General features: G+C 68.5%; 24 protein-coding genes. 10 read left to right on the forward strand and 14 right to left on the reverse strand.

Translation table 11 applies throughout. The features are described from left to right. Positions 1-43 precede the first annotated feature (43 nt). Positions 44-292: a hypothetical protein gene (locus tag ACFOY2_RS46780; RefSeq protein ID WP_379534621.1), complete on the reverse strand. Its 249-nt coding sequence runs from the start codon at positions 290-292 to the stop codon at positions 44-46. On the opposite strand from ACFOY2_RS46780, the gene ACFOY2_RS46785 reads away from it, so the two are divergent. The 7 genes from ACFOY2_RS46785 to ACFOY2_RS46815 all read left to right on the forward strand — a co-directional run bounded on the left by ACFOY2_RS46785 (position 285) and on the right by ACFOY2_RS46815 (position 10,231). Further along, a complete protein-coding gene (locus ACFOY2_RS46785; protein ID WP_379534622.1) occupies positions 285-1,775 on the forward strand; it encodes a hypothetical protein in 1,491 nt (496 codons plus the stop codon). The two genes, ACFOY2_RS46780 and ACFOY2_RS46785, sit on opposite strands and share 8 nt — an antisense overlap. Continuing rightward, positions 1,772-2,755, forward strand: a complete 984-nt coding sequence (locus ACFOY2_RS46790) for a PrgI family protein (RefSeq protein WP_379534623.1) — start codon at positions 1,772-1,774, stop codon at positions 2,753-2,755. The genes ACFOY2_RS46785 and ACFOY2_RS46790 overlap by 4 nt, the downstream gene beginning before the upstream one ends. Beyond that, positions 2,752-4,590 carry a VirB4 family type IV secretion system protein gene (locus tag ACFOY2_RS46795; RefSeq protein ID WP_379534624.1) on the forward strand — a complete coding sequence of 613 codons (1,839 nt, stop codon included), beginning with the start codon at positions 2,752-2,754 and terminating at the stop codon, positions 4,588-4,590. The genes ACFOY2_RS46790 and ACFOY2_RS46795 overlap by 4 nt, the downstream gene beginning before the upstream one ends. Beyond that, entirely contained in the window at positions 4,587-7,157 is a 2,571-nt protein-coding gene (locus ACFOY2_RS46800; protein WP_379534625.1) for a hypothetical protein, read from the forward strand. The genes ACFOY2_RS46795 and ACFOY2_RS46800 overlap by 4 nt, the downstream gene beginning before the upstream one ends. Before the next feature lie 74 nt (positions 7,158-7,231). Next, positions 7,232-8,176: a replication-relaxation family protein gene (locus ACFOY2_RS46805; RefSeq protein ID WP_379534626.1), complete on the forward strand. Its 945-nt coding sequence runs from the start codon at positions 7,232-7,234 to the stop codon at positions 8,174-8,176. Continuing rightward, positions 8,173-9,153 (forward strand): C40 family peptidase, encoded by a 981-nt coding sequence (locus ACFOY2_RS46810; RefSeq protein ID WP_379534627.1) that lies wholly within the window; start codon positions 8,173-8,175, stop codon positions 9,151-9,153. Before ACFOY2_RS46805 ends, ACFOY2_RS46810 begins: the two co-directional genes overlap by 4 nt. 355 nt (positions 9,154-9,508) lie before the next feature. Next, positions 9,509-10,231, forward strand: coding sequence for a hypothetical protein (locus ACFOY2_RS46815; RefSeq protein ID WP_379534628.1), 723 nt, complete (start codon positions 9,509-9,511; stop codon positions 10,229-10,231). Between the two features lie 87 nt (positions 10,232-10,318). On the opposite strand, the gene ACFOY2_RS46820 is transcribed toward ACFOY2_RS46815, so the two are convergent. The 6 genes from ACFOY2_RS46820 to ACFOY2_RS46845 form a co-directional block, all read right to left on the reverse strand. Next, positions 10,319-10,822, reverse strand: a complete 504-nt coding sequence (locus ACFOY2_RS46820; protein WP_379534629.1) for a hypothetical protein — start codon at positions 10,820-10,822, stop codon at positions 10,319-10,321. Beyond that, positions 10,819-11,346 (reverse strand): hypothetical protein, encoded by a 528-nt coding sequence (locus tag ACFOY2_RS46825; protein ID WP_379534630.1) that lies wholly within the window; start codon positions 11,344-11,346, stop codon positions 10,819-10,821. Before ACFOY2_RS46825 ends, ACFOY2_RS46820 begins: the two co-directional genes overlap by 4 nt. A 68-nt stretch (positions 11,347-11,414) precedes the next feature. Then, the gene (locus ACFOY2_RS46830; RefSeq protein WP_379534631.1) at positions 11,415-11,915 is read right to left on the reverse strand and encodes a hypothetical protein; all 501 of its coding nucleotides are present in this window, start codon (positions 11,913-11,915) and stop codon (positions 11,415-11,417) included. Positions 11,916-12,127: 212 nt separating this feature from the next. Next, positions 12,128-12,589: a hypothetical protein gene (locus ACFOY2_RS46835; protein ID WP_379534632.1), complete on the reverse strand. Its 462-nt coding sequence runs from the start codon at positions 12,587-12,589 to the stop codon at positions 12,128-12,130. A 203-nt stretch (positions 12,590-12,792) separates the two neighbouring features. After that, a complete protein-coding gene (locus ACFOY2_RS46840) occupies positions 12,793-13,797 on the reverse strand; it encodes a DUF932 domain-containing protein (RefSeq protein ID WP_379534633.1) in 1,005 nt (334 codons plus the stop codon). 280 nt (positions 13,798-14,077) lie between these two features. Continuing rightward, positions 14,078-15,250, reverse strand: a complete 1,173-nt coding sequence (locus tag ACFOY2_RS46845) for a hypothetical protein (protein ID WP_379534634.1) — start codon at positions 15,248-15,250, stop codon at positions 14,078-14,080. Between the two features lie 432 nt (positions 15,251-15,682). Here ACFOY2_RS46845 and ACFOY2_RS46850 point away from each other — a divergent pair, with 432 nt between their 5' ends. Beyond that, complete coding sequence (locus ACFOY2_RS46850; protein ID WP_379534635.1) at positions 15,683-16,432, forward strand: hypothetical protein; 750 nt, start codon at positions 15,683-15,685, stop codon at positions 16,430-16,432. 1,363 nt (positions 16,433-17,795) lie between these two features. Here ACFOY2_RS46850 and ACFOY2_RS46855 read toward each other — a convergent pair. Beyond that, on the reverse strand, positions 17,796-18,668 hold the full coding sequence (locus tag ACFOY2_RS46855) for an ATP-binding protein (protein WP_379534636.1): 873 nt from the start codon (positions 18,666-18,668) through the stop codon (positions 17,796-17,798). Between the two features lie 288 nt (positions 18,669-18,956). On the opposite strand from ACFOY2_RS46855, the gene ACFOY2_RS46860 reads away from it, so the two are divergent. Then, on the forward strand, positions 18,957-19,349 hold the full coding sequence (locus ACFOY2_RS46860) for a hypothetical protein (protein WP_379534637.1): 393 nt from the start codon (positions 18,957-18,959) through the stop codon (positions 19,347-19,349). A gap of 48 nt (positions 19,350-19,397) precedes the next feature. Here ACFOY2_RS46860 and ACFOY2_RS46865 read toward each other — a convergent pair whose 3' ends face one another. Together ACFOY2_RS46865 and ACFOY2_RS46870 are read right to left on the reverse strand one after the other, a co-directional pair. Next, the gene (locus ACFOY2_RS46865; protein ID WP_379534638.1) at positions 19,398-20,363 is read right to left on the reverse strand and encodes an AfsR/SARP family transcriptional regulator; all 966 of its coding nucleotides are present in this window, start codon (positions 20,361-20,363) and stop codon (positions 19,398-19,400) included. Positions 20,364-21,832: 1,469 nt separating this feature from the next. Beyond that, positions 21,833-22,219, reverse strand: a complete 387-nt coding sequence (locus ACFOY2_RS46870; protein WP_379534639.1) for an SSI family serine proteinase inhibitor — start codon at positions 22,217-22,219, stop codon at positions 21,833-21,835. A gap of 411 nt (positions 22,220-22,630) precedes the next feature. Here ACFOY2_RS46870 and ACFOY2_RS46875 point away from each other — a divergent pair, with 411 nt between their 5' ends. After that, positions 22,631-23,212 carry a hypothetical protein gene (locus ACFOY2_RS46875; RefSeq protein ID WP_379534640.1) on the forward strand — a complete coding sequence of 194 codons (582 nt, stop codon included), beginning with the start codon at positions 22,631-22,633 and terminating at the stop codon, positions 23,210-23,212. Between the two features lie 176 nt (positions 23,213-23,388). Here ACFOY2_RS46875 and ACFOY2_RS46880 read toward each other — a convergent pair whose 3' ends face one another. The 4 genes from ACFOY2_RS46880 to ACFOY2_RS46895 all read right to left on the reverse strand — a co-directional run bounded on the left by ACFOY2_RS46880 (position 23,389) and on the right by ACFOY2_RS46895 (position 25,792). After that, positions 23,389-23,658 (reverse strand): hypothetical protein, encoded by a 270-nt coding sequence (locus ACFOY2_RS46880; protein WP_379534641.1) that lies wholly within the window; start codon positions 23,656-23,658, stop codon positions 23,389-23,391. Then, positions 23,658-23,840, reverse strand: a complete 183-nt coding sequence (locus ACFOY2_RS46885) for a hypothetical protein (RefSeq protein WP_379534642.1) — start codon at positions 23,838-23,840, stop codon at positions 23,658-23,660. Before ACFOY2_RS46885 ends, ACFOY2_RS46880 begins: the two co-directional genes overlap by 1 nt. 208 nt (positions 23,841-24,048) lie before the next feature. Further along, a complete protein-coding gene (locus tag ACFOY2_RS46890; RefSeq protein ID WP_379534643.1) occupies positions 24,049-25,170 on the reverse strand; it encodes a glycosyltransferase family 4 protein in 1,122 nt (373 codons plus the stop codon). A gap of 73 nt (positions 25,171-25,243) precedes the next feature. Next, a complete protein-coding gene (locus ACFOY2_RS46895; RefSeq protein ID WP_379534644.1) occupies positions 25,244-25,792 on the reverse strand; it encodes a hypothetical protein in 549 nt (182 codons plus the stop codon). Positions 25,793-25,948 lie beyond the last annotated feature (156 nt).

A 25,948-nucleotide genomic window follows, 5' to 3' on the forward strand; every position in this document is an offset into this window, starting at 1 on the left:
ACGCCGGGAGACGCTGGAGATGGCGGAGGTGGCGGGGGTGGCTTCACCGCATCTGCCTCCTCCTCGTCCTCCTCACCGTCTCCGTCGCCGTCGCCGGGTTGAGCACGTCAGCGCTCTCTGCCGTGCCTGCCCCGGCTATCGCGACACCCACACCCTCATCCACGGCCAGTCCGAGTCCGGCTCCGTCGCCGCAGGTGAGCTGGATTCCGCCCACCACGCCGCCCACCACGCCTCCCACCACGCCTCCCGCTACGCCGCCCGGTGGTGTGCAGGAGTGCGGGTGGATGGACATCGGCTGCAAGATCAACCAAGCGATGAACGGCTGGTTCACCCGCCTGGTCACCGACGCCATCAATCCCGCCTTCGTCTCTGTCGGCAGCGTCCTGCTGTCCGCGCCGCCGCCGATGATGCTCCAACGGGTCCGGGAACTTTCCGGGCACGTACAGGCGGTCGCCAACGCGCTGCTCGTGCTGATGGTGCTCGCCGGGGGCGTCATCGTGATGGCCTACGGCAGCGCGCACACCTCCACCACCCCGGGCGAGGTCATCCCGCGCCTGGTGGTCGCGGTGGTGGCGTTGAACGCCTCGCTCACCCTCTGCCAGTACGCCATCGAGCTGGCCAACGCCATGGTCGCCGCCCTGCTGGGTGACGGCGTCGACGGGCAGCGGGCCGGGAACCTGATCGCGGCCAAAGTCGACGGCCTGATCAAGGACCCGGAGGGCACCGCGCTGTTCCTGGTTCTGCTGATCGGCGCGGCGGTGCTGATGGGACTCCTGCTGGCCTTCATCGGACTCATCCGCATCACCCTGCTGCTGTTCGTCATCATCGCCGCACCCTTGGCTCTGCTGTTTCACGCCCTGCCACAGACCGAAAGCGTCGCCCGGCTGTGGTGGCGCTGCTTCTTCGGGCTCCTCGCCATCCAGATCCTGCAAGCCCTCGCCTTGATCCTGGCGTTCAAGCTGTTCCTGACCGACGCACCCGGCACCTACCCGCTCGCACCGGCCGGTCCCGGGCTTGGGGACGCCGCTGAGGCGACGTTGCGGCCCACGGTCAACCGCGTCCTGGACGCGCTCATCGTGATCGGCGTCCTGTTCGTGCTGATCAAGATCCCCGGCTGGGTCGCGAAAACGATCTGGCAGCAGGGCCAGCCCCACATGCTGAAACGGCTGGTCAAAGCCGTGATCGTCTACAAGACCCTCGGCGCCGCCCGCACTCTCGGCAAAGCCGGAGGATCAGCCGCCCGCAAGAGAGCCGGGGCAGCCGCACACCGGCACGGCGGGAAACCATCCCGAGGCCGCCCCGGCGGACCCCACGGCTCAAACAGCCCGAAAGGCCCGAAGGGACGCGGACCCCGGCCTGGCCCGCACACGCAACCCAACCCAACGCCAGGAGCCGCCATGCCCAACCACACGCCCGCCTGGCAGCAGCTCCCACTCCCCCTCAACCTGCCACCCCACACCCCAACCCCACCCGCGCCGACACCCAAAGCAGCGTCTGCGGCGGCGAGACGGGCCCGGCAGGGCACCCAACTCGCGCTGCCGTTCCCGGTCACCCGCGTCCCGCGACCACCCACACCACATACAACGCCACCGGCTACGCCCGCGTCGGCGTCGGCGTCGGGGCCCTGGATCCGGCCCCGCCCGCCCTGGGCGCAACCCATGCTGCCCGGCATGCCCACCCGCGTCCCCCGCCCCGGCCAGCTCCGTCTCCGTCTCGACCCGCCGCCCCGCCGCATCTCGCGCACCCAGCATCAACCCAGGAATGAGGGCCGGTGAACCACAACCCTGAACCACCGCCGCTGCTGGCCCGCATCCCCGCCGACATCAACAAGCCAGACAAGATCGCCTATGGGCTCACTATCCGCCAACTTCTCATCGTCACCCTGACGGGCGGCATCGCCGCCGCCATCTACTACCTGTTCCACCAACTCCTACCGGTCGTCATCCTCGCAGCGATCCTGCTCCCGCTCCTCGCGCTCGGCCTCGCGGTCGCGCTCGGACGCCGTGACGGACTGACCTTGGACCGGTTCGCCCTGGCCGCCCTGCTGCACGCCCGAACCGCCAAGAAGTTCGTGCCCGCGCCGGACGGGGTCGCCGAACCGCCCAGGTGGTGCTGCCTGCGCGGCCAGCTCCCCGCCCCACTCCGGCTACCGGTGCGAGCCATCCGCACCGACGGCGCCCTCGAACTCACCGACGGAGGCGTCGCCGTTCTCGTGGAGACCAGCACCCTGTCGTTCCACCTGCGCACCACCGGCGAGCAGGCGGCCTTGGTCGGGGCGTTCGGGCGGTGGCTGAACTCGCTCGAAACGCCCGTGCAACTGCTGGCCCGGGCCCGGCTCGCGGACCTGTCCGGCCTCATCCAGGCCATCGAGCACCAGGCCGAGGTCCTGCCGCATGCCGCGCTCGCCGAGGCTGCCCGCGAACACGCCGCCTACCTAGGCGACCTGAACAGCACGCGCGAGCTGCTGACCCGGCAGGTTCTCGTCGTGTTGCGCGACCACCCGGCCACGAGCCGGGCACGCCGTTCGGTACGGCGTGCCGCCTCGGCCGCGATTGTCTTGCGCCGGGCTGCAGAAGCCGAACGCGCTCTGGCCGCGCTCGGGGTGACCGCCCGCGTTCTGGACGCCGACCAAGCCGCCCAGGCAATCGCGGAGTGCCTCGATCCCGGCGGCCGGCATCCGTTCGGCCAGGCCCTGCCAGACGAGCTGATCTCCGCCACTCACACCACCACACACAACCTCGGGGGAAATGCATGAAGTTGCGCCGCCGTACCCGCGACCAAGAATCCAGCGCTTCGACCCGCCCGGCCGCTGTCCAGGTCGGCGTTCGAACGCTCACCTTGCCCAACGCCGTCTCCGCATCGTTCGCCGTCACCGGCTACCCGCGCGAGGTCGGTGCGGGATGGCTGGAACCCCTGCTCACCTACCCCGGCCACTTGGATGTGTCGCTGCATGTCGAACCCATCCCGCAGCAGGTCGCCGCGATGCGGCTGCGCCGCCAGCTCGCCCGCCTGGAATCAGCCAGCCGCTCCGACGCCCAACACGGCAGACTCCAGGATTTCGCCGCCGAGGCCGCCGCCGATGACGCCACCGACCTGGCCGACAGCCTCGCCCGAGGCCACGGCCGTCTGTTCAACGTCGGCCTCTACCTCACCATCCATGCGGCTTCGGAGCCGGAGCTGGCCGCCGAGGTCGAACGCGTCCGGGCGCTCGCCTCCTCGCTGCTGCTCGACGCCCAACAGGCCACGTTCCGCGCCTTGCAGGGGTGGACCACAACTCTGCCGCTGGGCGTCGACTCCCTGGGCGCCACACGCACCTTTGACACCACCGCCCTGGCTGCGGCCTTCCCGTTCACCTCACCCGACCTCGCCACCGAGGTCGGCGAGACCAGCGTGCTGTACGGGCTGAGCGCCACCGGCTCCGGCGTCGTGCTGTGGGACCGCTACACCCAGGACAACCACAACTCCGTCGTCCTCGCCCGCTCCGGCGCGGGCAAAAGCTTCTTCACCAAACTCGAAACCCTCCGCCTGCTATACCAGGGCGTCGAGGTCGCCGTCGTCGACCCCGAAGACGAATACGCACGCCTCGCCCGAGCGGTCGGCGGCACCTGCCTGCACCTGGGCGCGGCCGGGGTGCGATGGAATCCGTTCGACCTGCCCGCCAGCCACGGCCCGCGCGATGACGTGCTGTCGCGACGGGCCATGTTCCTGCAGACCCTGATCGCCACCATGCTCGGCGGCACGCAGCTCGCCCCGCAGACCCGCGTCGTACTCGACTCGGCCATCATCGCCACCTACCAGGCGGCTGGGATCATCCGGGATCCGGCGACGTGGACCCGGCCCGCTCCGGTGCTCGCTGATCTGGTCACCACCCTGACCAAAGAGAGGGCCGGTCAGACAGGGGAGGAACTGGCCGCGCAGCTCGCCCCCTACGTCTCCGGCTCCTACCGCGAGCTCTTCGACGGCCCGACCACCACCCACCCGGCTGGGCACCTGACCGTCTTCTCTCTACGGGACCTGCCCGAGGAGATGAAAGCGGTCGGCACGCTCCTGGCGCTGGATGCCATCTGGCGGCGGGTGGCCAACCCCCGCGACCGCAAGAAGCGCCTCGTCGTCGTGGACGAGGCCTGGCTCCTGATGAAAGAACCCGAAGGCGCCCGCTTCCTCTTCCGGATGGCCAAGGCCGCGCGCAAGCACTGGGCCGGGCTCGCCGTCGTCACCCAGGACGCCGCGGACCTGCTCGGCTCGGAACTGGGGCAGGCGATCGTCGCCAACGCGGCCAACCAGATCCTGCTGCGTCAGGCGCCGCAGGCAATCGGCGCGGTCGGGGACGCCTTCAACCTGACCGACGGCGAGCGCCAGTTCCTGCTCACCGCCGAACGGGGCGAGGCACTCCTGGTCGCCGGCCCCGCCAGCCGAGCCGCCTTCCACATCATCGCCTCCCCCCGCGAAGCCGAGCTGATCACCACCGACCCCGCCCAGCTCGCCGAACTCGACCAGCTCGATCAACAGCCCCCACCCCCACCCCAGCCGACCAGCTCCACCGAAACCGCCACCGACCACTACAACGACGAGGAGAGCGACCCGCTGTGAATCTGACCACTGCCGACCCCGAAAGCCCGTGCTTGCTATGCGATATCAACGAACACGACGTCCAGGACGCCCTCGACTTCCTGGCTGAGCTGCCGTCACGGATGCCCGAGTTTGCTCTCGCCAACGGACCCCGCATCGCCCTGGCCCTTGCCGTCATCTGGTCTGTGCTCGCTGCGGTGCGCTACCTGCTCGGCTGGGCTCATCACGCCGGCCTGGCCCCGCAGGCCCGTCTGATCGAGATCTCTTCCCCGCCGCGCAGTGACCCCGAGGGCGCCGTGGTGCTGTGGCGCCAACTCGTCGGCCTGCTGCGGCCCGCATGGGCGCGCCTTTTCACCGGGCAGCCGCACCTGGTGTGGGAGTACCACGGCAGCGACGCCGGAGTCCGCATCCAGTTGTGGGTGCCGGGCATCATCCCGCCCGGCGTGGTGGAGAAGGCCATCCAAGCCGCCTGGCCCGGCGCGACAACCACCACAACTCCCGCCACCCCACCCCTGCCCGACGATGCAGAGGTGGCGGGCGGCAGGCTCGTCCTGGCCGCGCCCGAGCACTTCCCGCTCACCACCCAGCACGACCACGACCCCGCCCGTTCCCTGTTGGAAGCCATGAGCGGACTCCGCCAAGGCGAGCACGCCGTCGTGCAAATCCTCGCCCGCCCCACCACCGGCCACCGCCTCCACCACGCCTACCGGGCAGCCGCCCACCTACGCGGAGGAGGCAGCCGCCACCACCTCGGCCGCCTCTTCGACGCCATCCTGCCCATGCCCACCGGCACACGCGACCACCACCGCCCCGGCGAGCTGGCCCGCGACTTTCCCGAACGCGCCGAACAGGTCCGCGCCATCCTCACCAAGGCAGGCCAGCCCCGCTATGAGGTAGCCGTCCGCTACGCCGTCTCCACCAGCCGCGAACCCACCGTCGTGGACACCTCGGCAACCATCCGCCGAGATCGCACCGGGCACCCCGCCGATCTGGTGCGCGGGTGGCTGCGAGGCCAAGCACACACCCTGGCCGGCGTCTTCGCCTTGTTCACCGGAAGTCACCAGTACCTGCGTCGAGCCCGCCTCTGGCGCCCGCGCCAGAGGATCGGCTCGCGCCGTCTCGACCGCGGCTACCTGCTGTCGGTCGCCGAGCTGGCCACGCTCGCGCACCTACCGTGGGACATCGACGCCCCCGGCGTCACCCGCGCCGGAGCCCGCCCCATCGCCCCGCCACCGGCCGTACCCCGCACCACCGTCATGGGTACGGCCCGCGTCCTGGGCGACGCCGACAGCGGCCCACGGCGACCCGTCGCCCTACCCGTGGCCGACGGACGGCACCACACCCACGTGCTCGGCGGCACCGGCGTCGGCAAATCCACCCTGCTCGCCAACCTCGTCCTCGCCGACGCCCACGCCGGGCGAGGCGCCCTGGTCATCGACCCGAAAGGCGACCTGATCACCGACATCCTCAACCGACTCCCCGAACGAGCCATCGGCAAGACCGTCGTCTTCGACCCGCAAGACCCCGCCCCGCCGCCATCGATCAACATCCTCGCCGGACACGACCCCGCATTCGCCGTCGACTCCGTCGTCACCATCTTCCACCGCTGCTTCTCCACAGCCTGGGGGCCACGAGTCGATGACCTGCTCCGCTCCACCTGCCTGACCTTGACCAGCGTTCTGGGCCGTAAGGCGACCCTTGCGGAGGTGCCCCGTCTGCTGACCGACCAGGCGTTCCGCGCGCAGATCATCGGGCACCTGGACGACAGCCTGCTCGGCGGGTTCTGGGACTCCTACGAAGCCCTCACCCCCGCCGGGCAGGCCACCGTCATCGGCCCGGTCATGAACAAACTCCGCGCCGTCCTGCTGCGGCCATTCGTCCGCCAAGCGCTGGCCAGCCCCGACACCACCGTCCCCATCGGCCAACTCCTCGACCAGGGCGGCCTCGTTCTGGCCCGGCTCCCGAAAGGCATCCTCGGCGATGACGCCGCTCGGCTGTTCGGCTCCATCCTGCTCGCCCACACCTGGCAAGCCACCACCCGCCGCTCCCACCTCGCCGAAACCGACCGGCCAGACGCCTGCCTCGTCATCGACGAGTGCCACAACTTCCTGAATCTGCCCGGCCACATCAACGACGTCCTGGCCGAGGCACGCGGCTACCGGCTCTCCCTCATCCTGGCCCACCAGCACCTTGACCAGCTTCCCGCCGACCTGCGCGAAGCCCTGTCCGCCGACGCGCGCAACAAGATCTACTTCAACGCCTCACCCAAAGACGCGAACGACCTCAAACACCACACCGCGCCACTGATCAGCCCGCACGACCTCACCCACCTGGGCGCCTACCAAGCCGCCGCCCGCCTCCTCGTGGACGGTCGGCAAACCTCCGCCTTCACCCTGCGCACCCGACCCTTGCCAGCCGCGATCGAGGGGCGACAGGACGCACTACGGCAGGCGTCGCGCGAGCAGTTCACCCGGCCCGGCCGTGCGCCCCGGCTCCCCGCCCGCAGGGCTCGCCAGGTCAGCGTCGAACTGGACCTGCGCCCTGGCCTCCATGGTCAGCCCGCCACCCGCGATGAGCAGCTCGACTGACGCGTCCTCGGCCAGCCGCTCACCCATCCGGCCACACCACCAACAGCATCCGTCTCAACCCCGGGAGAACCGTCATGCCCGTCACCCGTATCCCGCTCGGTCTGCCCCGCTTCGATGCCGACGCCATCGCCCACGCCGCCGCCCGCCTCACCCCGCGCGACTACCAGATCCTGGAACACCTTCTCCACCACCGGGTGCTGACCACCCACCAGCTGGAAAAGCTGTTCTTCACCAAACCGCAGCCCACCCGCCGCCGCCTGGGCATCCTGCGCAAACTCCACACGATCACCCGCTACCGGCCCTGGACTCCCCACGGCGGCTCCGCCCCCTGCCACTGGGTGCTCGGCCGCGCCGGAGCCGAACTGCTCGCCCTACGCAGCCACACCACCGTCAAAGAGCTGGGCTATCACCCGGACCTGGCCATGTCGATCGCCGTCTCCGCCAAGAGCGGCCACCAACTCGGCGTCAACAACTTCTTCGTCCACCTGGGCTACTTGGCCCGCCACAAGCCCGACGCTCATGTGCGGGCGTGGCTGTCAGAAAAGCAGTGCGCCAAGATCTGGGGCGACCTGGCCAGGCCCGACGCCTACGGCTGCTGGTCCGAGAACAACCGTCAGATCGACTTCTTCCTCGAACACGACACCGGCAGCATGACCCTCGCAAAAGTCACCGACAAACTCGCCGCCTACACCGACCTCGCCGACACCACCCACATCACCACCCCCGTGCTGTTCTGGCTCCCCAGCCGCACCCGCGAAACCAACCTCCGCAACCTCATCACCACCACCGACCTCCCGATCGCCACCGCCGTACAAACCGACCTCGACAACGGCCCCGCCGGGCCCTGCTGGCTGCCCATCACCACCCACCCGGACCAGGCCCGGATGCGACTGGCCGAGCTGTGCAACGGCTGGCCCCACCTCACCCTCGGCCGCAACCCAGAACAGCCCGCGACCACCGAGGACGACAACGCGCTCCTGAATCGCATCTTCGGCGAAGAGGAGGGCCGGAGCAGGTGAAGGCCGCCGCGGCCGGCGCCGCCCTCTCGCTGCTCATCGTCTTGGCCTTCCTCGCAGCCGCCACCAGCATCCTGAGCGGCTCCCCAACGCCCGGCGGCCTCGCCTGCACCATCACACCCGCGACGATGAGCAGTACGGAGGGCGACCCGGTCGCGGCCCCCGCGTCCACCAGCCTCGCCTCCACGCTGACCCTGGACGGCGACCAGCAGGCCCACGCGACGCTCATCGTCCAGATCGCGATGGAGCGCGGCCTGCCCGCACGAGCGGCGGTGATCGCCACCGCGACCGCCCTGCAAGAATCCAAGCTCCGCAACCTGACCTACGGGCACCTCGACAGCCTCGGCCTGTTCCAGCAACGTCCCTCACAAGGCTGGGGAACGCGCGAGCAGATCCTTGACCCCCGCTACGCCACCAGCATCTTCTACAACCGCCTGATCACGGTGACGCGCTGGGAACAGCTCCCGCTCACCCGCGCAGCGCAAGCCGTCCAGCGCTCCGGCCGCCCCGACGCCTACGCACCGTGGGAGCCGCTCGCCCAACGTCTTGTTGACGCGCTCGCCGGGACCTGCGTCCCGCTCATCCCCGGCGAGCAGATCGCCGCCGTGCTCGCCTACGCTCATGCCCAACTCGGCAAGCGGTACGTCTGGGGCGGCGAAGGACCCAACGCCTTCGACTGCTCCGGCCTGACCATGCGCGCCTACCAAGCCGCCGGAATCACCATCCCACGCGTCGCCGCCGACCAATGGCGACACGGCCCACCCGTCCCGCCCGGCCAGGAACAGCCCGGCGATCTGGCCTTCTTCCGCATGGAGCCGGACGGTCCCGGACACGTCGGCCTCGTCATCGGCGGCGGACAGATGATCCACGCACCCAACCGCCGCACCGTAGTGAAGATCGACAGCTACCAACGGCGGGACTTGATCGGGTTCACCCGCCCGGCCGCCCACGCCGCGAGCAGCCAACCCGACCCACGCTGACCGCACGCCGCAGCCGCCACGTAGACGCGTAGGACACCGCTCAGGACCGGCCCTAACCAGGCCAACTCCAAGACCAGCCCTGAAGATCATGGACACCATCTGTGTCGCTGGCCAGGCCCTACGTGCTCAAAAAGAATGTCGCCCTACACCCCGGACCATAGCCACGGCGGACCGCGCGGGCTGACGGCCCCGACCATGGCTGTCACGGCGTTCGCCATAGGAGCGTCCGTACCGGCGGGGACCTATCTGGTGGGTGAGCTGCTCGTTTCTTCCCGGAACATGTGGTCACGGAGAGGAATGTGTCCGATACTGTCCGGGAACATCTCCGGCGGTTCGCAGGTGAAGGAGGCGCCTCGTGTGCGCGATGCGGTTTGCCCCGTCCCAGCTTGTGGTCAGCCTCTCCTACGACCTCAACAACCCGATCAAGATCCGAGCCAAGCACAAGGTCGCCGGCATGCTCCTGCTCGACCGCGACCACGCCAACCGCCTCGAACGCGGCTGGAACGTCCCTGGCGCCTACATCCTGCTCGACCGCCCCGACCCGCAGGGCAGGTGGGGAGCCTACATCGGCAAAGCCACCAACCCCGGGCTACGCCACCGTGTCCTCCAGCAGCTCAAAGACCGCGACCACTGGTACCGAGCCCTGCTCATCCGCTACGAATCCAACGAGGACGAGACACTCAACAGCAGCGAAGCCGGATGGCTGGAAGGCAAGCTCTACAACCACCTTCACCGCGCTCGCCAGGTCACCCTGCACAACCGCAACCGGCCCCAAGACCCCACCCTCACCGATGACGACGAGACCAGCCTCATCGATTACTTGCTGCCCATCGAATCCGTGCTGCGCCTTATCGGGCACACCCTCTACCCTCGCCCAGCAGGTGCCCCCGATGGGGGTGGACCCCTCGTCAAAAGGATCAAGCCCAGGCCCGAGGCGAACAAGCCCGTCCCCCACCTCAGCCTGCCCGGACCGACCCCCAACACCAGCCCGCCGTCGGACCCAGCAAAAGAAGTGAAGGAGATCATCGCCCAGATCGAGGCAGGCACTTTCGTATATAGGGCACCGCAATGCCGCTAACGTCATGAGGCCCGGTGGTGGAGGAGGTGTGCCCCGGCCAGCGCAATTTGCCTGTGCTGGACGGGGCGCACCCCCTACGCCACCGGATCAGGCGCTACCGAACGTGTCCTCGTCTGTCGTGTCTCCCTCTCCCTCTATTTCTCCCTCCGTCTCTTCGTCGTCCTCTTCGCCGCCAAAGATCCGGCAGGCGAGCTCCTCCTCTTCCGTGAGGATCACAGCAGGCAACTCCGCAACCCCGAAGGCCACCGCCTTGCACAGGCGGTGCCAGCCGTCGATGATCAGCATGCCGCCGTTCGGGACCGTGGCCATGATCAGCGGCTCGGACAGATCCACCTGGACCACGTGCTCGGCGTCGATGGCGACGAGCTGGATCATGGCCGCCCACCGCTCGGTCACGATCTGCCCATCCGGGGCCCGGCCCTGGGTGAGTTTCTTGGCCTCGGTGATGTCCCAGCGCCAGCCGAGCATCTGGAAGACCTCCACTTGCGTGCTATCCGCCCGGTCCGATCCGGACCTGCGGGCGTCCGATGGCCGCAGCGCAGTGGGCACGTGCTCACCGGTGCCGGTGTGGTGGAGGTGGGGGTGGGTCATGCCGTGGCCTCCTGTCCGATCGAGGCACTCGGAGCCTGCTCTGCTGGGCAGGCTGGCGCGAGTGTCTCGGCCTGGGCGAGTGTCTGGGCTTGGGCGAGGAAGGTGCGGGCGGCGCCTTGCCGGATGAGGGCCAGGCTGTGGCCGAGGTGAGCCAGCGCGAGCTCCAGCTCGCCGTCCTGCCCGCACCTTCGTACGGCCTGGCTGGGGTCTGGCGGGGTGGGGTCGTCGAGGTAGGGAGTGATCCAGGAGACGAACTTGGCGACGGACTGGTCCGGACGCATGCCTTGGCTTTCGGTGTGCTCGATGTGCCGGGCCAGCAGCCGCCACCAGATGCACAGGGTCTGCGCGCGCAGGGTGTCGTAGATCTGCTCGGCGGTCAGCCGCTCGCCCCGGCCGAGTCGCCGGACGATGTCGTCGAGGTGATGCTGCCAGGTGTGCCGGGCCTGCTCGGTGATCGCCTGCAGTGAGGCCGGAACCCTTTCGGGTGGTGCGCCGGTGGCGGGATGCCGCTGGGAGTTGTTCATGACAGGGGTGTCCTTCCTTTGGGGGATGCCGCCTGCGCCGGGACGCGCCCGAGAGGTCGGCTGGCCGGTCATGGCCCCGCTACCGTCGAGGCTGGCGGGGTGGGGCTGTCCGATCGGAGGTGGTCGTGCTCCACCGGTGCAGACGTGACCGGGTTGGCTGCCTGGTCGATGAGGTGCTGGGTGAGCAGGTGGCCGCTGTCGGTGAGGAAGTCACGGGCGGCGATGCGCGCGGCGTGGGCGAGGGCGTGATCGAACAACGTGCCCGGCCGGGCGGCCGGAGGTTCCCCGGTGAGATAGTGGCGAGTCCAGGACCGCACCCGCCGCAGAGCGTGATCGGCGGTCAGCTTCTTACCGGTGATCTCCTCCTCCACCAGATCCCACCAGGCGCGCGATGCCTGGGCGTGGGCGGCGGCGAACGACTGCTCGCCAGACAGCCGTTGCCCGTTCTGCAAGACGAAGATCACCTTCGCCGTCGCTGTGTAGAACGTGTGGCGGACAGCGGTGATCCTCTCGGCGGTCAGCTGTTCGACCGGGCGCCGCTCCTGCCCGGTCTGGTGGAGGTGATCCATCGTGTGTCTTCCTTTCCTCGGGTGACAGGACCGGTGAAGGGGGAGGAGGTGGCGGGGGTCATGGGGTGGCCGCCGGGGCGGCGGCACGATCGTCGGCCGCCACCACGCGACAGCGAGGCGGACAGGCTGCTTCGCAGCGGCCAGGGACCTCGCGATGGCGAGGTCCCATTCCCAGCCCGTCAGCTCGAACCGGGAACCGCCCGCGCACGGCGTCACGGACGGTCGCCCTCGGCCTGGTCCCGCTCGATCGCGGTGCTGGCTGGCAGGCCCGTATCAGCCGGACGGGCGTCGTGATCGGAGGGGAGGGCAAGCGCCTCGGCGAGCTTCTCGGTCGCGTCCAGAAAGGCACGCGCGCCACCTCTGCGGGATTCGGCCATGGCCAGGGCGAACAAGCCGCCGTTGTTCACCGGGCGGGCGTTGATCAGCAGCTCCCGTGCCTGGTGCCGTACGGTCAATAGCGCGGTCGCGCCGTCGATCGTCTCCTCGCGGCCGTGGGTGAGGTCGGTGACCTGCTGCCACCACGACATCCGCTGGTATGCGTAGGCGATACGGGCCAGGTCCTTGTCGTGCAACGTGCCTTCATCGTCGAGGGAGGCGATGCGGATCAGGGCCTCGCCGAGTTCCCAGCGGGCGGCGTTGGCGTAGTGGACGGCCAGGTCTTCGAGTCGTCCCATGACGATCTCCTTCTGTAGCGGTTGATGACGTACGTGGGGCGGGGTATCGGCCGGTCGGGGTGCCCCAGCCCCGACCGGATGCTCGCCACCTGCCGGGGCGACCCGGGATGGGGGCGGGCGGTCTGTGTGGCCGGTCGCGGGTTGGTCGGCGTGGGTCCGGTACGGCCCCGTGCTGGAGCCGTGCCGGACACCGGGGCTGTGGGTCAGGCGGTGGCCAGGAGCCGGAACGCGCGAGCCTTGAGCTTGGCGTTGTCGTGGTCATCCAGCAGGGCCCGCTCCGCCCGTACGGTCGCCACGTCGCGGCTGCCGAACACCGGGCTCTTGTGGTCCAGCCGCTCGGTCACCGCGTTGTAGGCGGCCCAGCGCGTGTTACGGATCGGCTCCTGAGTCGGAGCCTGCGCGAACAGGTACTCCAGATCCCGCATCGTCAGGTCGTGATTACGCTTCGCCAGCTCTTTCGCGTCGGCCGGAAGGGGGTGCAGGCGGGTAGCGAACTGCCGGAACTCCTTCACATCCATCGGGACGGCGAGGAGCTTCTCGGCCTCGGCGGCGAACGCTTCGCCGTGCTTCCAGGTCAGTTTCAGCGCCTCACGCGCCTCGGCGATGCGCCCGGCCACGTTGCCGGTATGCCGGACGGTGAACTTCGAGGCGTGGTTCGCGAGCGCGGCCCGTTCGGTGTTCGCGCACACCACCCGGACCGGGGTGGCGACCGTGACGAACGACCCCCACCCGTCATGCCGGGAGAACGCCGCCAGGTACAGGTCGAGCTGATCGAACCCGCCAACCATGAGCGGCTCGGGCAGCCGCATCGTGACAAACACCCGGCGTCCGCCGTTCAGCGAGCCGCCCGTGTCGAAGATCGCCCCGGACTCGTCTACGAGGGTCTGGAGGAACCCGGTCACGTCCTCGTTCTGCAGGACCTGATAGTCCCGGCCGACACGGCCGAGACGTTCGGGCTGGCCGGTTACCGGGTTGGTGCGCACCACGAGGAAGTCCTCGTCCGTGACGACCGGCAGGCCGGTGACGGGGTCGGTAACCTGGCCGACCGGCACCTTCCGCACGTTCCACCCGGCGAGTTGGGCGTTGGACAGCAGCTCCTCGGCGGTCATCGGGCCGGGCGCGGTGTAACCGAGCCCGTGCCAGCCCGGCTTCCCAGCAGCGGCGAACCCGGCCGAACCATTGGCGAAGATCTCGATCTCGTGAGCCATGACAGAACCTTTCTGACGTGCGACTTTGTGGTGTGCGGGCATGCGAAACAGACGCCATGCCGCGATAGGTGTGGGTTGGTGCATCGGACCCCGCCCCCGGTGTGGGCCGGTGATCAGCGGGTGACCGTGTGGGGTGTTGCCGCCCGGCGTGGGCGGTACTGCCGGTAGGGCCGAACGCGCGGGGCGCGATGGTCGGCCGGGGGCGCGGGCGGGTCTGTAGGGGTATCCCGCCCGCTACCAGGCCGGGGCAGGCGGGCCGATCAGGGCGGCCCGCCCCGGCTCACCCGTCGTAGGTGTCGGTTGCCGGACCGCCCTCGTCGTCAGCGTCGGCGGGGGTGGGGTTGGCGGTGGGGGCGGCGTTGGGGGCGAGGGCGAACCTGCGCGGCCGTTCCGTCGCCAACACCGCATCCCCGAGGCTGACCAGCCGGTCCAGGGCGTTGGCCACCGCACCAGACGAGCGGTCCAACACGCGCCCGATCTCGTACGGGGTGAACTCCTTGTCCGGGAACTCGATCAGGTGCGCGTGCACCATGTCCCGCAACCCACCCGTTCGCACGCTGCCGCCCGCGCCGCCACCGGCACCCGGACGGGCCACCGACACCCCACGGGCCGGGGCAGCGGTACCTGTGAGTACCGCCCGCGCGTTGCGGTGCACCGAGGCGACCTTCGTCATGGCCATTTCCAGGTATCCCAACGCCATCACGGCGTTACCCTCGCTTTTCGCCGTGATCACCCCGCCGAACAGGTTGACCAGCTCCATCAGTTCGGATTGTGCCCGCGCCCACGCCGGATCGTCCGCCACCGGCCCAGACGCGTCGGCGTCGGCGTTGGCGTCGGAAATCGAGCCGAGTTCGTCATCGGTCCCGTCGCAGCCCTGGCCGGTCGCCTCGTCACCGATCAGTTCCTCATCGTCATCGGTCGGCTCATCCGCCGGGGCGGGGTCGGCCGAACCGATGGCGGGCTGGAGTGCTTCCTCATCCGACGCGGATACCGCGTCCGCGTTCGGCGTGTCCGTGTCCGGTGCGGAGGTCGCGGCGGGCGCGGCATCCGACGCTTCCGGCAATTCGGGGGCCGGGGTAGACGCGTCGGCGGTGTCAGTCGGCTCGGCGGGGTCGGTCGTGATCGGGTACCACCGGTCAGCCGCCCGGCCGCGCGTGGTGCCGTCGTTCACGCCCGGCTCACGGCGGACCAACCCGTCAGCCTCCATCTGGTTGAGGATCTTGGCCGCCGCCACCCGGCTCAGACCGGCCGCCGCCCCGATCCCCGTGGCCGACCCACCCGGCAGGGACTCCAACACCGCCCACACCGCCGCCACACGCGCGTCGATGTCCGTGGCGGGATCGGTGTCCGGGGTCGCGGTGTCGGGGCTGTCAGGGGCCGTCAGGGGCGCTGCGGCGGTGGGGATGATGACGGCGGTTTCCGTGTCAGCGGGAACGGTTTCGGTAGCGGGCATTTCCGGGGTGTGAATAGCCATTGCGTGACGCCTTTCCAGTCGAATTACCGGCCCGCGCTCGGGCCGGTGTTTTTCGTTTGCGTCACGACCATCCCTCGCACAAAACCCGGATGGCAAGTCGACCGGCCAAGAAATATAGTCACCCCAACGGCTGGAGAGGCTACCCTAACAAACCAACCGTTCATCTGCGGAAACATCTCGCGAGAAACTTATGGAATCGGCTTGACATCAGACGCGCGTCCAGCTCTTCACCTATTTCACCGGACGACAGCGAACGATACCCGATTGCCCGAATTCCGCGCGAAAGAATCTGCGAGATTAATACGCATCCCGGTTGACACGCATTGCGGATCGAGCGTCCATGGAATTAGGCGGAAAACACCGCCGACACCGCACCGGAATAAAACGCCGGGAAATCGAAAGGCGCACCGTATGACACACGCCAACACCACCGCCGCCCGCCGCACCGTGCAACCCGACCACGCCCGCGCGCTAGCCGACCACGGCCCCGGATGGGCGATCATGTGGGACGACCGCGACGATCAGCCCGTCATCGTCCGCCCCGAACGCGGCGACGACGGCACCCTCCTCGAAATCTGCACCTACGAAGGCATGTTCACCCTGGGCGGCGATTGCGACCCCTGCGAAGACGCCCACACCTGCGACGCACGCATGCCGGACGGACAGCCCAACTTCGAGGTGATCGCCGACCACATGACCAACATCCTCAGCGACGTCTACGCCGACCGCGCCGACATCGCCGCGTGCATGCCCCTCACGCTGCCCTACACCCGCGCCCTCGCCGAACACGGCTACCAACGCCGCTTTCAGGGCAACCGGCAGGCCCACACGTTCAACCAGCTCTACCGCTCACCCGACGGCCACCTCGTCGAGTTGCAGATCCCCCTGCCCAACGCACCCGCCGACGCCCCTACCGTCCCCCTCACGATCGAATGGACCTACCTCCGCCCCCGCCCCACCAGCCCCGACACCCCCACCCCGGAAACCAACCTCCCCGCCGACACCCCGCCCGCCGACGTCGCCGCACTGATCGCCGCCCACATCGCCATCCACCCGCCCACCCCCACCACACCCGGCGACACCACAGACGGCACGGACCGCGCGGACGGCACGGTCCGCGCGGACGCGCCTGACAGGGCCGCCACGCCCGCCACCGCCTAACACGGCCCCGCACCCCAAGAGGCCCCGGCGACCGCCCCACGGGCGGCACCGGGGCCCCACGCGTCCCCCGGCCGGGGGCCACCCGGCCCGGCGAACCCGCCCCCGGCCACGTCCACCGGCCGGGACCCGCGCGACCCACTTGAAGTGGAGGCGCTGCTCGCCGCTCACGGCAAGGCCACCGCGAGGGCCGGCCCGCGGCCAGGCCGCAGGCCGGCAACTGCTGGTAGAAGACGAGGGACGAGGAGGCGACGCAGACAAGGAAGAAGAGACCGGTGAACGGTTCCAGACATCCACGAGAACACGCGCACACATATATTCAAAGGAGTCGCCTTAAGGCGATTCGGGGCGGCCATCGCAACAGCCGAAACCCGCATGACCTCAGCAAACGGCACGCCAAGGGGTGTCGCGCTCTCAGCGGCAACACCGGACGCGACAACAAAACGCGACACCGGATGCGACACCGAACAACGCCCCACGTGTGAGCCCGCAACAGCGAACGCGACACCCCGCCAACGACCACCTGCGCGTCACCGGACTCGGTACGTCAAGCTCGGCGGTGGGTTCGCCTCGCCCCTACACGAGGCGAACCCACCCAGTGCCCGCGCGCCCAGCACCCTCCGCGCCGGACGGGCGGGCGGACCGGTATCAAACGCCCACCTGCACCCCAGGTGTCAAGCCCCATCCCGGCCACCACACCGGGACGCGGACAGCACCTCTCAGGCCGCGATGGCGGCAGCCTCTGCTGAGGGCCTCGACCGGGCGCGGCGATGACGACGCCGACCACCGTCCACAGGTCCGGCACGGCGGACCGGACGAGCATCTGCCCGGGCTCGCGAGTCTGGCCGTGACCGGTCCCGACGCCATCCCCATGGCCACCACCCGTCCTGCCACCACGCCACCCGCGCCCCGTCAGCGCCAGCAACCGCCCACGTACCCGTCACCGACCGTTCAGCGGCCATCACCCCCGACCGCGGCGCTGCCGCCGTCAGCGGGCCGCTCAGCCACGCACCGGCACCATCACACGCCACACCCGCCCCCGGCATTGACGCCGAGGCCGACGGGTGCGACATGCCTGCCCCCGTCCTGCTCACCCCAGGCGCCCCGCCCTCGAACAGGCCAGCTACCCGCGACCCAGGCTCCGGGTCCGGCTGGGGCGGGTTCGTCTTAGGCGGGATGGGCGGCAGAGCGTGCCGCAACTCCTGCGGCCCGGTGGCGCTGATCACCACCTGCTTGCCGCGCATCGCGAGCCACTGGTACCGCACTACCAGGAAGGCCCAATCGGGCCAGTCCCGGCGCAGCCCGGCCAGCGCGTGCTGCGCCCACGGCTCCTGACCGAACGCGGACACCTGGTCCGCCCCCTGCCTCAACACGGCCTCCGCAGATCCGCGGAAGGGTCCAGACCAACAACCCCCTCCCCACAGTCCGAGCCCGGTCCACTCATCGGCACCATCAAGACGCCCGGCAGGCCGCCCTGCCGACTGTCCGGCACATCGCCCGCAGCCTCCTCGTGCCCCAAGAGCGCAGCGGCGTGGCAGGTGGTAGTGCTGATCGCCACCGGCACGCTCAGCCCAGCAGACACCGGCTCGAACTCCCGCACAGAAGCCACCTCCGGCCCCCGCACGGCAAAGTCGACCGCACCAGCCGCAGGGCACAGGCGAACCTCGTCGGCGCTTCGGGCCGCTCGGGCAGTCCCGCTGGTGAAGGCGAGGTCGGCCCAGGTCGCGTGCCCGGTGATCGCGTCACCTGCCACCCCGACCCGGACCGCCAGCTCAGCTACCCCGGCCAGGCCGCGCCCGTGCTCGGACAGTTCAGGTGGCGAGCCGGGCGTTCGGGAGAAGTCCGGGGCCGGACCGCCGCCCAGGTCATAGACGACGATCCGGGCCACGTCCGCGCCGCGCAGCACCTCCACCATGAAGAACCCCCGCGCCTGCCCCGAGCGCGTGTGCCGCAGCGCGTTGCTGACCAGCTCGGCCGTCACCCACTGCGCGTCCTCCACCCGGCCGGTGTCGGCCAGCAGTTGGCCCACCATCCGGCGCGCGGGAGCCGACTGATTCCCTCGCCCCGCGAACGCCCTCCGCCAGGCCATTCCGCTCCATACCTGCCGCGAACGGTACGTCGACATCACCAGCCCCGGCGCCAGATCCGGAAACTCCTCCCCACGCGGCTGCTGGTACATCGGTGAGGCGATGCGACGGCTCTGCTCGCCCGAGGCGGTGTGCTGCGTGCGATCGTCCATGCTGGCTGTCCCCTTTCGGGTCACGCCCCCGGCCGATCCGGGAGCGGCCAGCACCATCACCCACCTCGCCGCCCGAATCACACCCCCAACCCGCAAGCCCGCTCCGGCACCGCGCCGACCGGCACCAACGGGACCCACACCATCCCATCGCACGCCCGCGGCCCCCGGCGATCATCCCACGCAGAAGCTTGAGCCTCTCGGCAGAGCCCGCCTACCGTCCCCCAATCCCGTGCCCATGGGGGCACCAATCCGCCGTCGCACGGCGAACGGAAAAGAGGGCCTCACATCATGTCCGGCACCGGCTACCAGACGCTCCTCGACTGCCGCCGCCGCAGCCGATACCTGCGCCAGCACGGCTTCACCATTGACCAGATCGCCATCATCCTCGGCCTCGACCGCCCCGCCACACCGCTACGCCTCTACCGTCACGCCGCCGGACTCACCGCCGCCCAGGTAGTCGCCGCCTACCACCGCCTCGCCGACACCACCGGCGCAGGACTCCGCGAATCCCGCCTCTACGAGCACGAGAACTTTCCCGAGACAGGCCGGCGTCCCTCCCTCTACACGCTGCGCCTCCTGGCCCGCATCTACGGCACCCAGCCAACTCACCTGCTCACCCCCGTCATGTTGGCGACCTACACCTCGTGCGACCAGCAGACCCTCCGCCAAGCAGACAGATAAGATCCCGGCGCGGCCAAGGCCCTGCCTCATCCGTGGCTAAATCACCGGCTAACGCACGAAACGCTCAAAGATCTGCCGTGCCTGCCGGCTCGGCGCCGCGTCGATCTCCGCAAGCCGCTCCTGCAACAGCCCGAACGAGCGCCGTACGGCAAGCTGACGGCCCAGCTCACCCTGGACCGTCATCAACTGACACCACAGCATCTCGCTGTACGGATCGATGCGCTCCACCGCCAACCGCAACACATCCAACGCCCGATCCGGATCGCCCACCCGCACCAGCTCGGCCAACCGCTCCGCTGCATCAACCGCCTGCCGCTGAGCGGCCTGCCGCAGCGGAACGATCCACAGCGCATCACGCCCGGCCAGCAACGGCCCCTGATACAGGGCCAGCATCTCCTGCAACGCGGCCAGCCGAGCTGGCTCCTCTCCCGCGCTGCCCGCTCCGATGAAAGCCTTCTCAAATCGCCAATAGTCCACATCGAAATGGGCCGCCGCCAACTGGCGGCGCTGCCGTACCTTCGGCACGAATTTGACCTCCACCGCAAGACCGGATGCCTGCCGCATCACCTGGTTGAGCTGCCTGACCGCCGACTCCAACAAACGGCGACCACGGCCGTCATCACCTGGCCACAGGGTGTCGATGATGCTCTGCGTCGAAAGTCCTTCCGGAGACGTCGACAACAAGGCGAACAGGTCGGATGCCTCCGCCCGGCCGAAAGACAGCTCCGTCCCGCCGAACGACAACCGCGGCACTCCCAGCACCTCGGCCTTCGCCTTGCCCGGCACCGCCACGAAGCCGGACGCCATCAGCATTGCGGAAGAGGAGGTTACTGCAGCGTGCCGTGGGTCAGCGATGCCCGTCTCGCCAGCGCCGTCCGCCACGGTCTCGCCGCCCAACCGAGGCTCATCGACTTCCGCCTTCTCTTCGGCATGCTCTTCGCGGAAGCCGCCGGCAACGAGCCGCGCTGCGGCGGTGTCGATCTCAGGCGTCTGCGTGAAGGCGGCAGCCACCATGTCGCCGTCTCCCCTGCCACCACAACGCCCGGCAGAAGAGCCCGCAACCCCCACGCCCGGCCGAGCACGGCGGCGGACGATCAGCATGGCCGCTAGCAGCATGACCAGCAGCCCGAACGCCAGCGCAGCGCCAAGCGACTGCCTCACCCCAGACAAAGCCCCGAAACGATGCCCCGTCACATCGTCTGCACCGCCAGTTGTCGTGGGCAACGGAGATGGCCGCGATGTCGACGGTGATGGTGACGGAGAGGGCGATGGCACTGTGGTCGGACGCCGTCGGGAATCACGCCGCGACGAGCGTGAGTCGTTGGCTTGAGCGTGCCGGCGCTCGACGCTTCTGGCGTTGTCACCTCGGCGCGAGACGGGTTTCGACGGGCGATCCGGCCGCGGAACCGCCTCCCGATACTCGCGCGGCCCGGCTTCCCCTCGATCCGCCCTCACTACAGGCGGGCGCACAGCAGGCACCGGTGTGGACGGCTTCGATCTGGGGGCCGAGTCCTTCGGCGTCGAACGCACCCGGGGCTGTGGAGACGGCGCCGTCCCCGCCGGCACGCGCCGGGAATCTTCCAGCCGCCGTCCGAATTGCAGTCCCTGACCCTCTGTCAGGTCCTTGTGTACCAAGACGCACAGCTTCTCGATGTCGAACATCCGGTGTCCCTGCTCCGGGACATATTCCAATGGGCAATACGGCTCCACGCGCGCCAAAGCCACACTTGGGCCACCCAGCAAAGCGACCACCAGGGCGCCCGCGATGGTCATTCCACCCAGAAACCCGGATTCTTCACACTTCCAATCATGTGGAAGACATTCCTGAAGCACCAGGATCCTCCAGAGGGTTTGGCTACGTCAGCCGATTTACCACCACGCCCTTCGTGCCACGCCACGGGAAGAGAATAGATATCGCCAAGACATGGCATCATGCCGCACCCTTGAATTCCCGGCCTCATTCCAGCGCTTGGGTGGCACCTGGGCTCACGCCCGACAACCGCTACATAAGGGGCAACAAACCTCGCCACAGGCGAGGCGATCGAGCCGGTTCTCGTGCTCAGATCCAGGATCCGCTACATACCTTCGAGGCCAGAGGAACAAACATCCGGCAAGCGCGTCATGGCAAGAAAATGCAGCCGAACCGGTATTGCGCATCGCTCGCAAAGGAGACGAAACTCCTTGAGTGTATCGGGCAGAACTCTACGCCGTTCCTGGACCGGCCCCTCCAAAGGTCGGCTCATCGGGGGTACGCCGTTGTGTCGGCCAAGCAACCACCAGGTCCACAGGCGTTAGGCATCAGCATCTTGCCCGGCGATGGATCCCCGGATGCGGCCCACGACGCCGAGAAGGTACCGCTCGTTATCCTGACACCTGCAGACCAGACACGATCGGGAGCCGGATTCCATCACCGTCAGGCGAGGACAGGCGGAGGCCTTCGGACCACCCCATGCTGATCGATAGGCACCCGACCGTGACCTCGTTCAGAAGCGGAAGACCGGGCCCGTCTCGGCATAAAGCACACAAGCGTTGCGAAAGGTCTTGTGCCATCCGATATTCCGGTTCCGCCACAGCCCGCCCATCGTCGCGGTGACTGGCTCGTACTCCGTGCCGCAGCGGCGGCGTGGGTTGCCAGGAAGGCGATCGAAATCGCCGTCAACGGCATCGATCGCAGCGCAGGCTACCTCGCCGTACGGATGCCCTCTCGTCACTCCTGGACACTGCAGGCCAACCGCCCTCATCGTGTTGCCCCCATGCGCCGAGACAGCGAGGAAGACGCCGTTCACCCGGGCATCACCGTAAGCCGGGAGAGCTGCGAGAACGAGTCCGGCACAAAGACCGGCACTGGTGACCAGCAGGGGCAGGCGCATCGACACTCCAGACCTCGGCGACTTAAAGTAGCCACCAAGCTACCTTAAGCTATATTCCTCTGTCTGGTATCCGACCGGTAAGCCTCATGAGACAAGACCGCCCCGCACGAGGCGCCACCCCGCACAGCGGAAACGCATAACCCACCCCGCACCGCGATGCGAAACCGGCGCCAGGGCACCTGCATCGGAAGAAGCCCAGCCTCACTCCGACAGTCGCCAGAACAACGGCCCCTCAGGGGGCGCAGCCACTCGGCGAGCCACATGAAATGTAACGCCATGATTCGTCGAGGGAAGATCAAAACCGCAGGACGCCCGAAGCGCAACAGGTACGCTACGCACCGTAACGATCAAGAGTATCGGGGGCCGGCAATGCCCGAAAAAGGCGAGCGACCAGGACAATCGCGCCGACGCGTGTACACCAAGACTGTGCTGCTGGCGGGCACAGCCACCGCCACCGTCATCGCCAGTGTCATAGTCCTGGACGGCGCTGGGACGAACAGGCCCGGCGGCCAGCAAAGCTCTTCACCTCAGACCGTCGGTACGGGGCGAGACGTCACCGGCCAGGATCTCGCTACAGCTGCCCTACCGTGGCACAAGTCGAACTCCTCCTCCGCCGCGCCGGCGGCACTGGCCCTCTCCCACAGCAGGACCGAAGAACGAGGCATGGGCAAGGGCGGCGCCAAGCAGATAAACGCAGCCATGAACCGTGCACCCATCAATGAGCCGCATGGCCGCCATGAACGCGCATCGGATCTTGTCGGCAGACAGGATGCCGTACTCCGCCCCCTACATCGGCATCTCCAAAGTCGTTCAACAACCCGATCGAACCCCAGGATCAAGCGCGCACCGAGAGACCTGCGTCCACCCTCACCGATCACCTTTGGTTCCGACGGAAGCCCATCACTGATCGCCATGGAGTGCGACGAGCTGTTCCCACCCCACAAACGTGAGTTCCGGCTGCGCAACATCGTGTGCCACCGTCTCTTGGACTGACCCACCGGCTTGTCTGTGACCGACCTCGTGCGCGGGCGGGTCCCCGCGCGGTTGCCCCGAAGGTGCGGCCGGAAGCGGAGGCAGAGTTCCGCCACCCGGCCAGAGGAAGATGGCAGATGCGGCCGTCCGGCGGTGCGGCCGTTCATCACGACTGAGGACCGCTGTCTGGTGGCCGGTCATGATGTTTCCCTCTCCAAGGAAGCGTTACCGCGGTCTTGCTGGAGGAGCCAAAGATCGCGGAAGAGACCGGGCTGGGTCGTCAGCTGGGAAAACGTGCCCTCGGCAGTCACGCACCCACCTTCCATAACCACGATCCGGTCGGCGACGACGGTGTTGGCGAGGTTGTGGGTGACCAGGACAATGGCCCGGTCTTGCGCGAGTTCGCGCAGACCGGTGAACACCAGATGTTCGGCGCGGGCGTCGAGGTCGGAGGTGGGCTCGTCCATCACCAGCAGGCCGGCGTTCCGGTGAATCGCCCGAGCGCCCGCGATGCGCTGCCAACGGGCGTGTTGTTCCGGTTGAACGCGAAGATCGCGTGGTGGGCGAGGACGGCGCGCAGACCTCGCTTCAGGTGGCCCCCCTTCGTGAGCCGGGCAAGCTGCCGGCCTGCGTCCTCGAACGCGGCCACGCGCTCGACCCGAGGTTGTCCTCGTAGTTTGTCCATGTCGTCTTTGTTCCTCCTGATCGCTCCGCGTTCGGGTCAGGTGGTACGGCGAGGGGTCAGTGAAGTAACAGGACGCAGGTTCAGCCGGTGACATTGGAGCCCTCCAACGCCAGTTGCGCCCCGGCGCGCTGCTGACCCGCGGCTCGTCGCAAGCCAGCAACAGTGGGGTGGATCAGACAAGTCCGGCGGAGGCGACCTTGGTGGTCAGGTCGGCCAACTTCCTGGCGGTGTGGGTGATGTCGTACCGGCGGGAGTTGTCCAGCCCGGCGCGGATCAGGGCTTTGCGCCAGTGCACGTCGCGGGCCAGCTGATCGAGCGCGGACGCCAGGCTCGCCGGGTCACCTGCCGTGAACGGGGTACCGGCTTGGCCCAGGGTCTCCGCCATCCCGGCAACGTTGGAGTAGGCGACGGGGAGGCCGTGGGCCTGCGCCTCGATGGCCACCAGGCCGAACGCCTCCGAGCCGGAGGTCGTGAAAACAAAGGCATCGAACTCGGGTAGGCGCTGCCACAGTTCCTGGCGGGGCAGGAACGGCGCAAACGCCACCCGGTCCTGGATGCCGAGGGAGCGGGCCCGCTCGCGAAGCGCTTCTTCCTCGGGGCCCATGCCGATGATGGTCAGCCGGTGCGGCTGACCGGCCAGTGCGATGGCCTCGATCGCGGTGATCGTGGACTTATTGGCATCCAGACGACCGGCGTGCACCAACGCTAGCGGTCCGGTTCCGATAGGCGGTTGATCGCTTACCCGGGCATCGCGCAACGGGATACCCCACGGGATGACGGTGAGTCGATCGGTGAATCGGCGTCCGGTGAGACGATCGATTCGGTCGGCAAGGGTGGAGGTCGGGGCGACGATCGCGGCGCTTGCGGCGGCAACTTCATGCAGAAGCTCGCATTCCCATGTGCTGCGCTCGGCCGCCATCACGTCGGGGCCGTGGGCGATGGCGATGATCGGGAGGTTGCCGGCGGCTCGGGTGAAGGCCAGGCTGAGAGCGAACCCAAGGTGCTGGACGTGAATTGCATTCGGCTGGGTCTTCTCGATGAGCGCACCGACCTCGCGCGTCAGCTCGTCAACATAGGGGGCGAAGTCCGGGCCGTGGGGGCGTTTCGTCGTGGAGAGGGTGATCAGCTGATCAAACGCAGCCTGCCATGCCTGATCGACCGGTGCCCTGCCCAGGAAGATCGTGTGGATTTCAGGCATCGCGCCGTAAAGATCGTGGACGAGGATCGTGCTTCCGGACGAAGGCGCGGCGGTGCGGTTGATGCCGGTCAGGATGGTCAGGAGCTTGGCGGTCATGCAGAAACTCCATCCATGTATAACTGTTGGGGGAATCAGAGATCGGGCGCATGGGGCTGACTCGACTCGTAGATCATTCAGTGGCGTTCTGCATCTCGCGCTGGCGTGGAGGCGCCCACCACGAGGCTAGGTGCGGCGTGATGGCAGCCTGGACCTCTTCGGCCGGATGTAAATAGCCTTTTTCGTCCCGTTCCGCCGTCCACGCTCTGACTGACGCTCGGGGGTAGACGGGATGGATTCCGATCTCCCCCTTCGGGAGAATTCCGTTGAAGGGGGTAGGTATTCCCTGGTTGTTCCAGTAGTCCCATGCCTCAAGAGCCTTGGCTTTCTCGAAGCAGTGGTACAGCTGCCGATACCGGCACATATACCGGATCTCGCGGAAGATCATCTGGCCGAGGAGTCCGGGTGCGGCTTCTTGGATCGCACTGAGATCAGCGCCCTGGAAGGTGACCGACGCCGCGTCCTGGGACGGGTGCAATGCAGTCCGGGCGAACAAGTGGGACAGCCGTCGCCGCACGTACTCGGCGACTGCCGGGCTGAGATCCGGCTCTATGCCTTCGATGAGCTGGACGAGCCGGTCATGGCGCGGTTTGAAGCGGGCCAGGTCGAACAACTGGTCCATGCTGTCCACCGCGGCGAAGGCGAGTCGCTTGTAGAGCCAGTTGTTCAGCTCTCCCGCCTCCCTCTCTGTCAGACTCTCGTGAGACCTGGGGACGAAGTAGTCTTCTGTGACTCAATCAGGGCGAGAACAGGATCTTTCAGACAGTGACCTTGACCG

It is taken from the genome of Nonomuraea purpurea (assembly GCF_042650645.1).
Lineage (GTDB): Bacteria > Actinomycetota > Actinomycetes > Streptosporangiales > Streptosporangiaceae > Nonomuraea > Nonomuraea purpurea.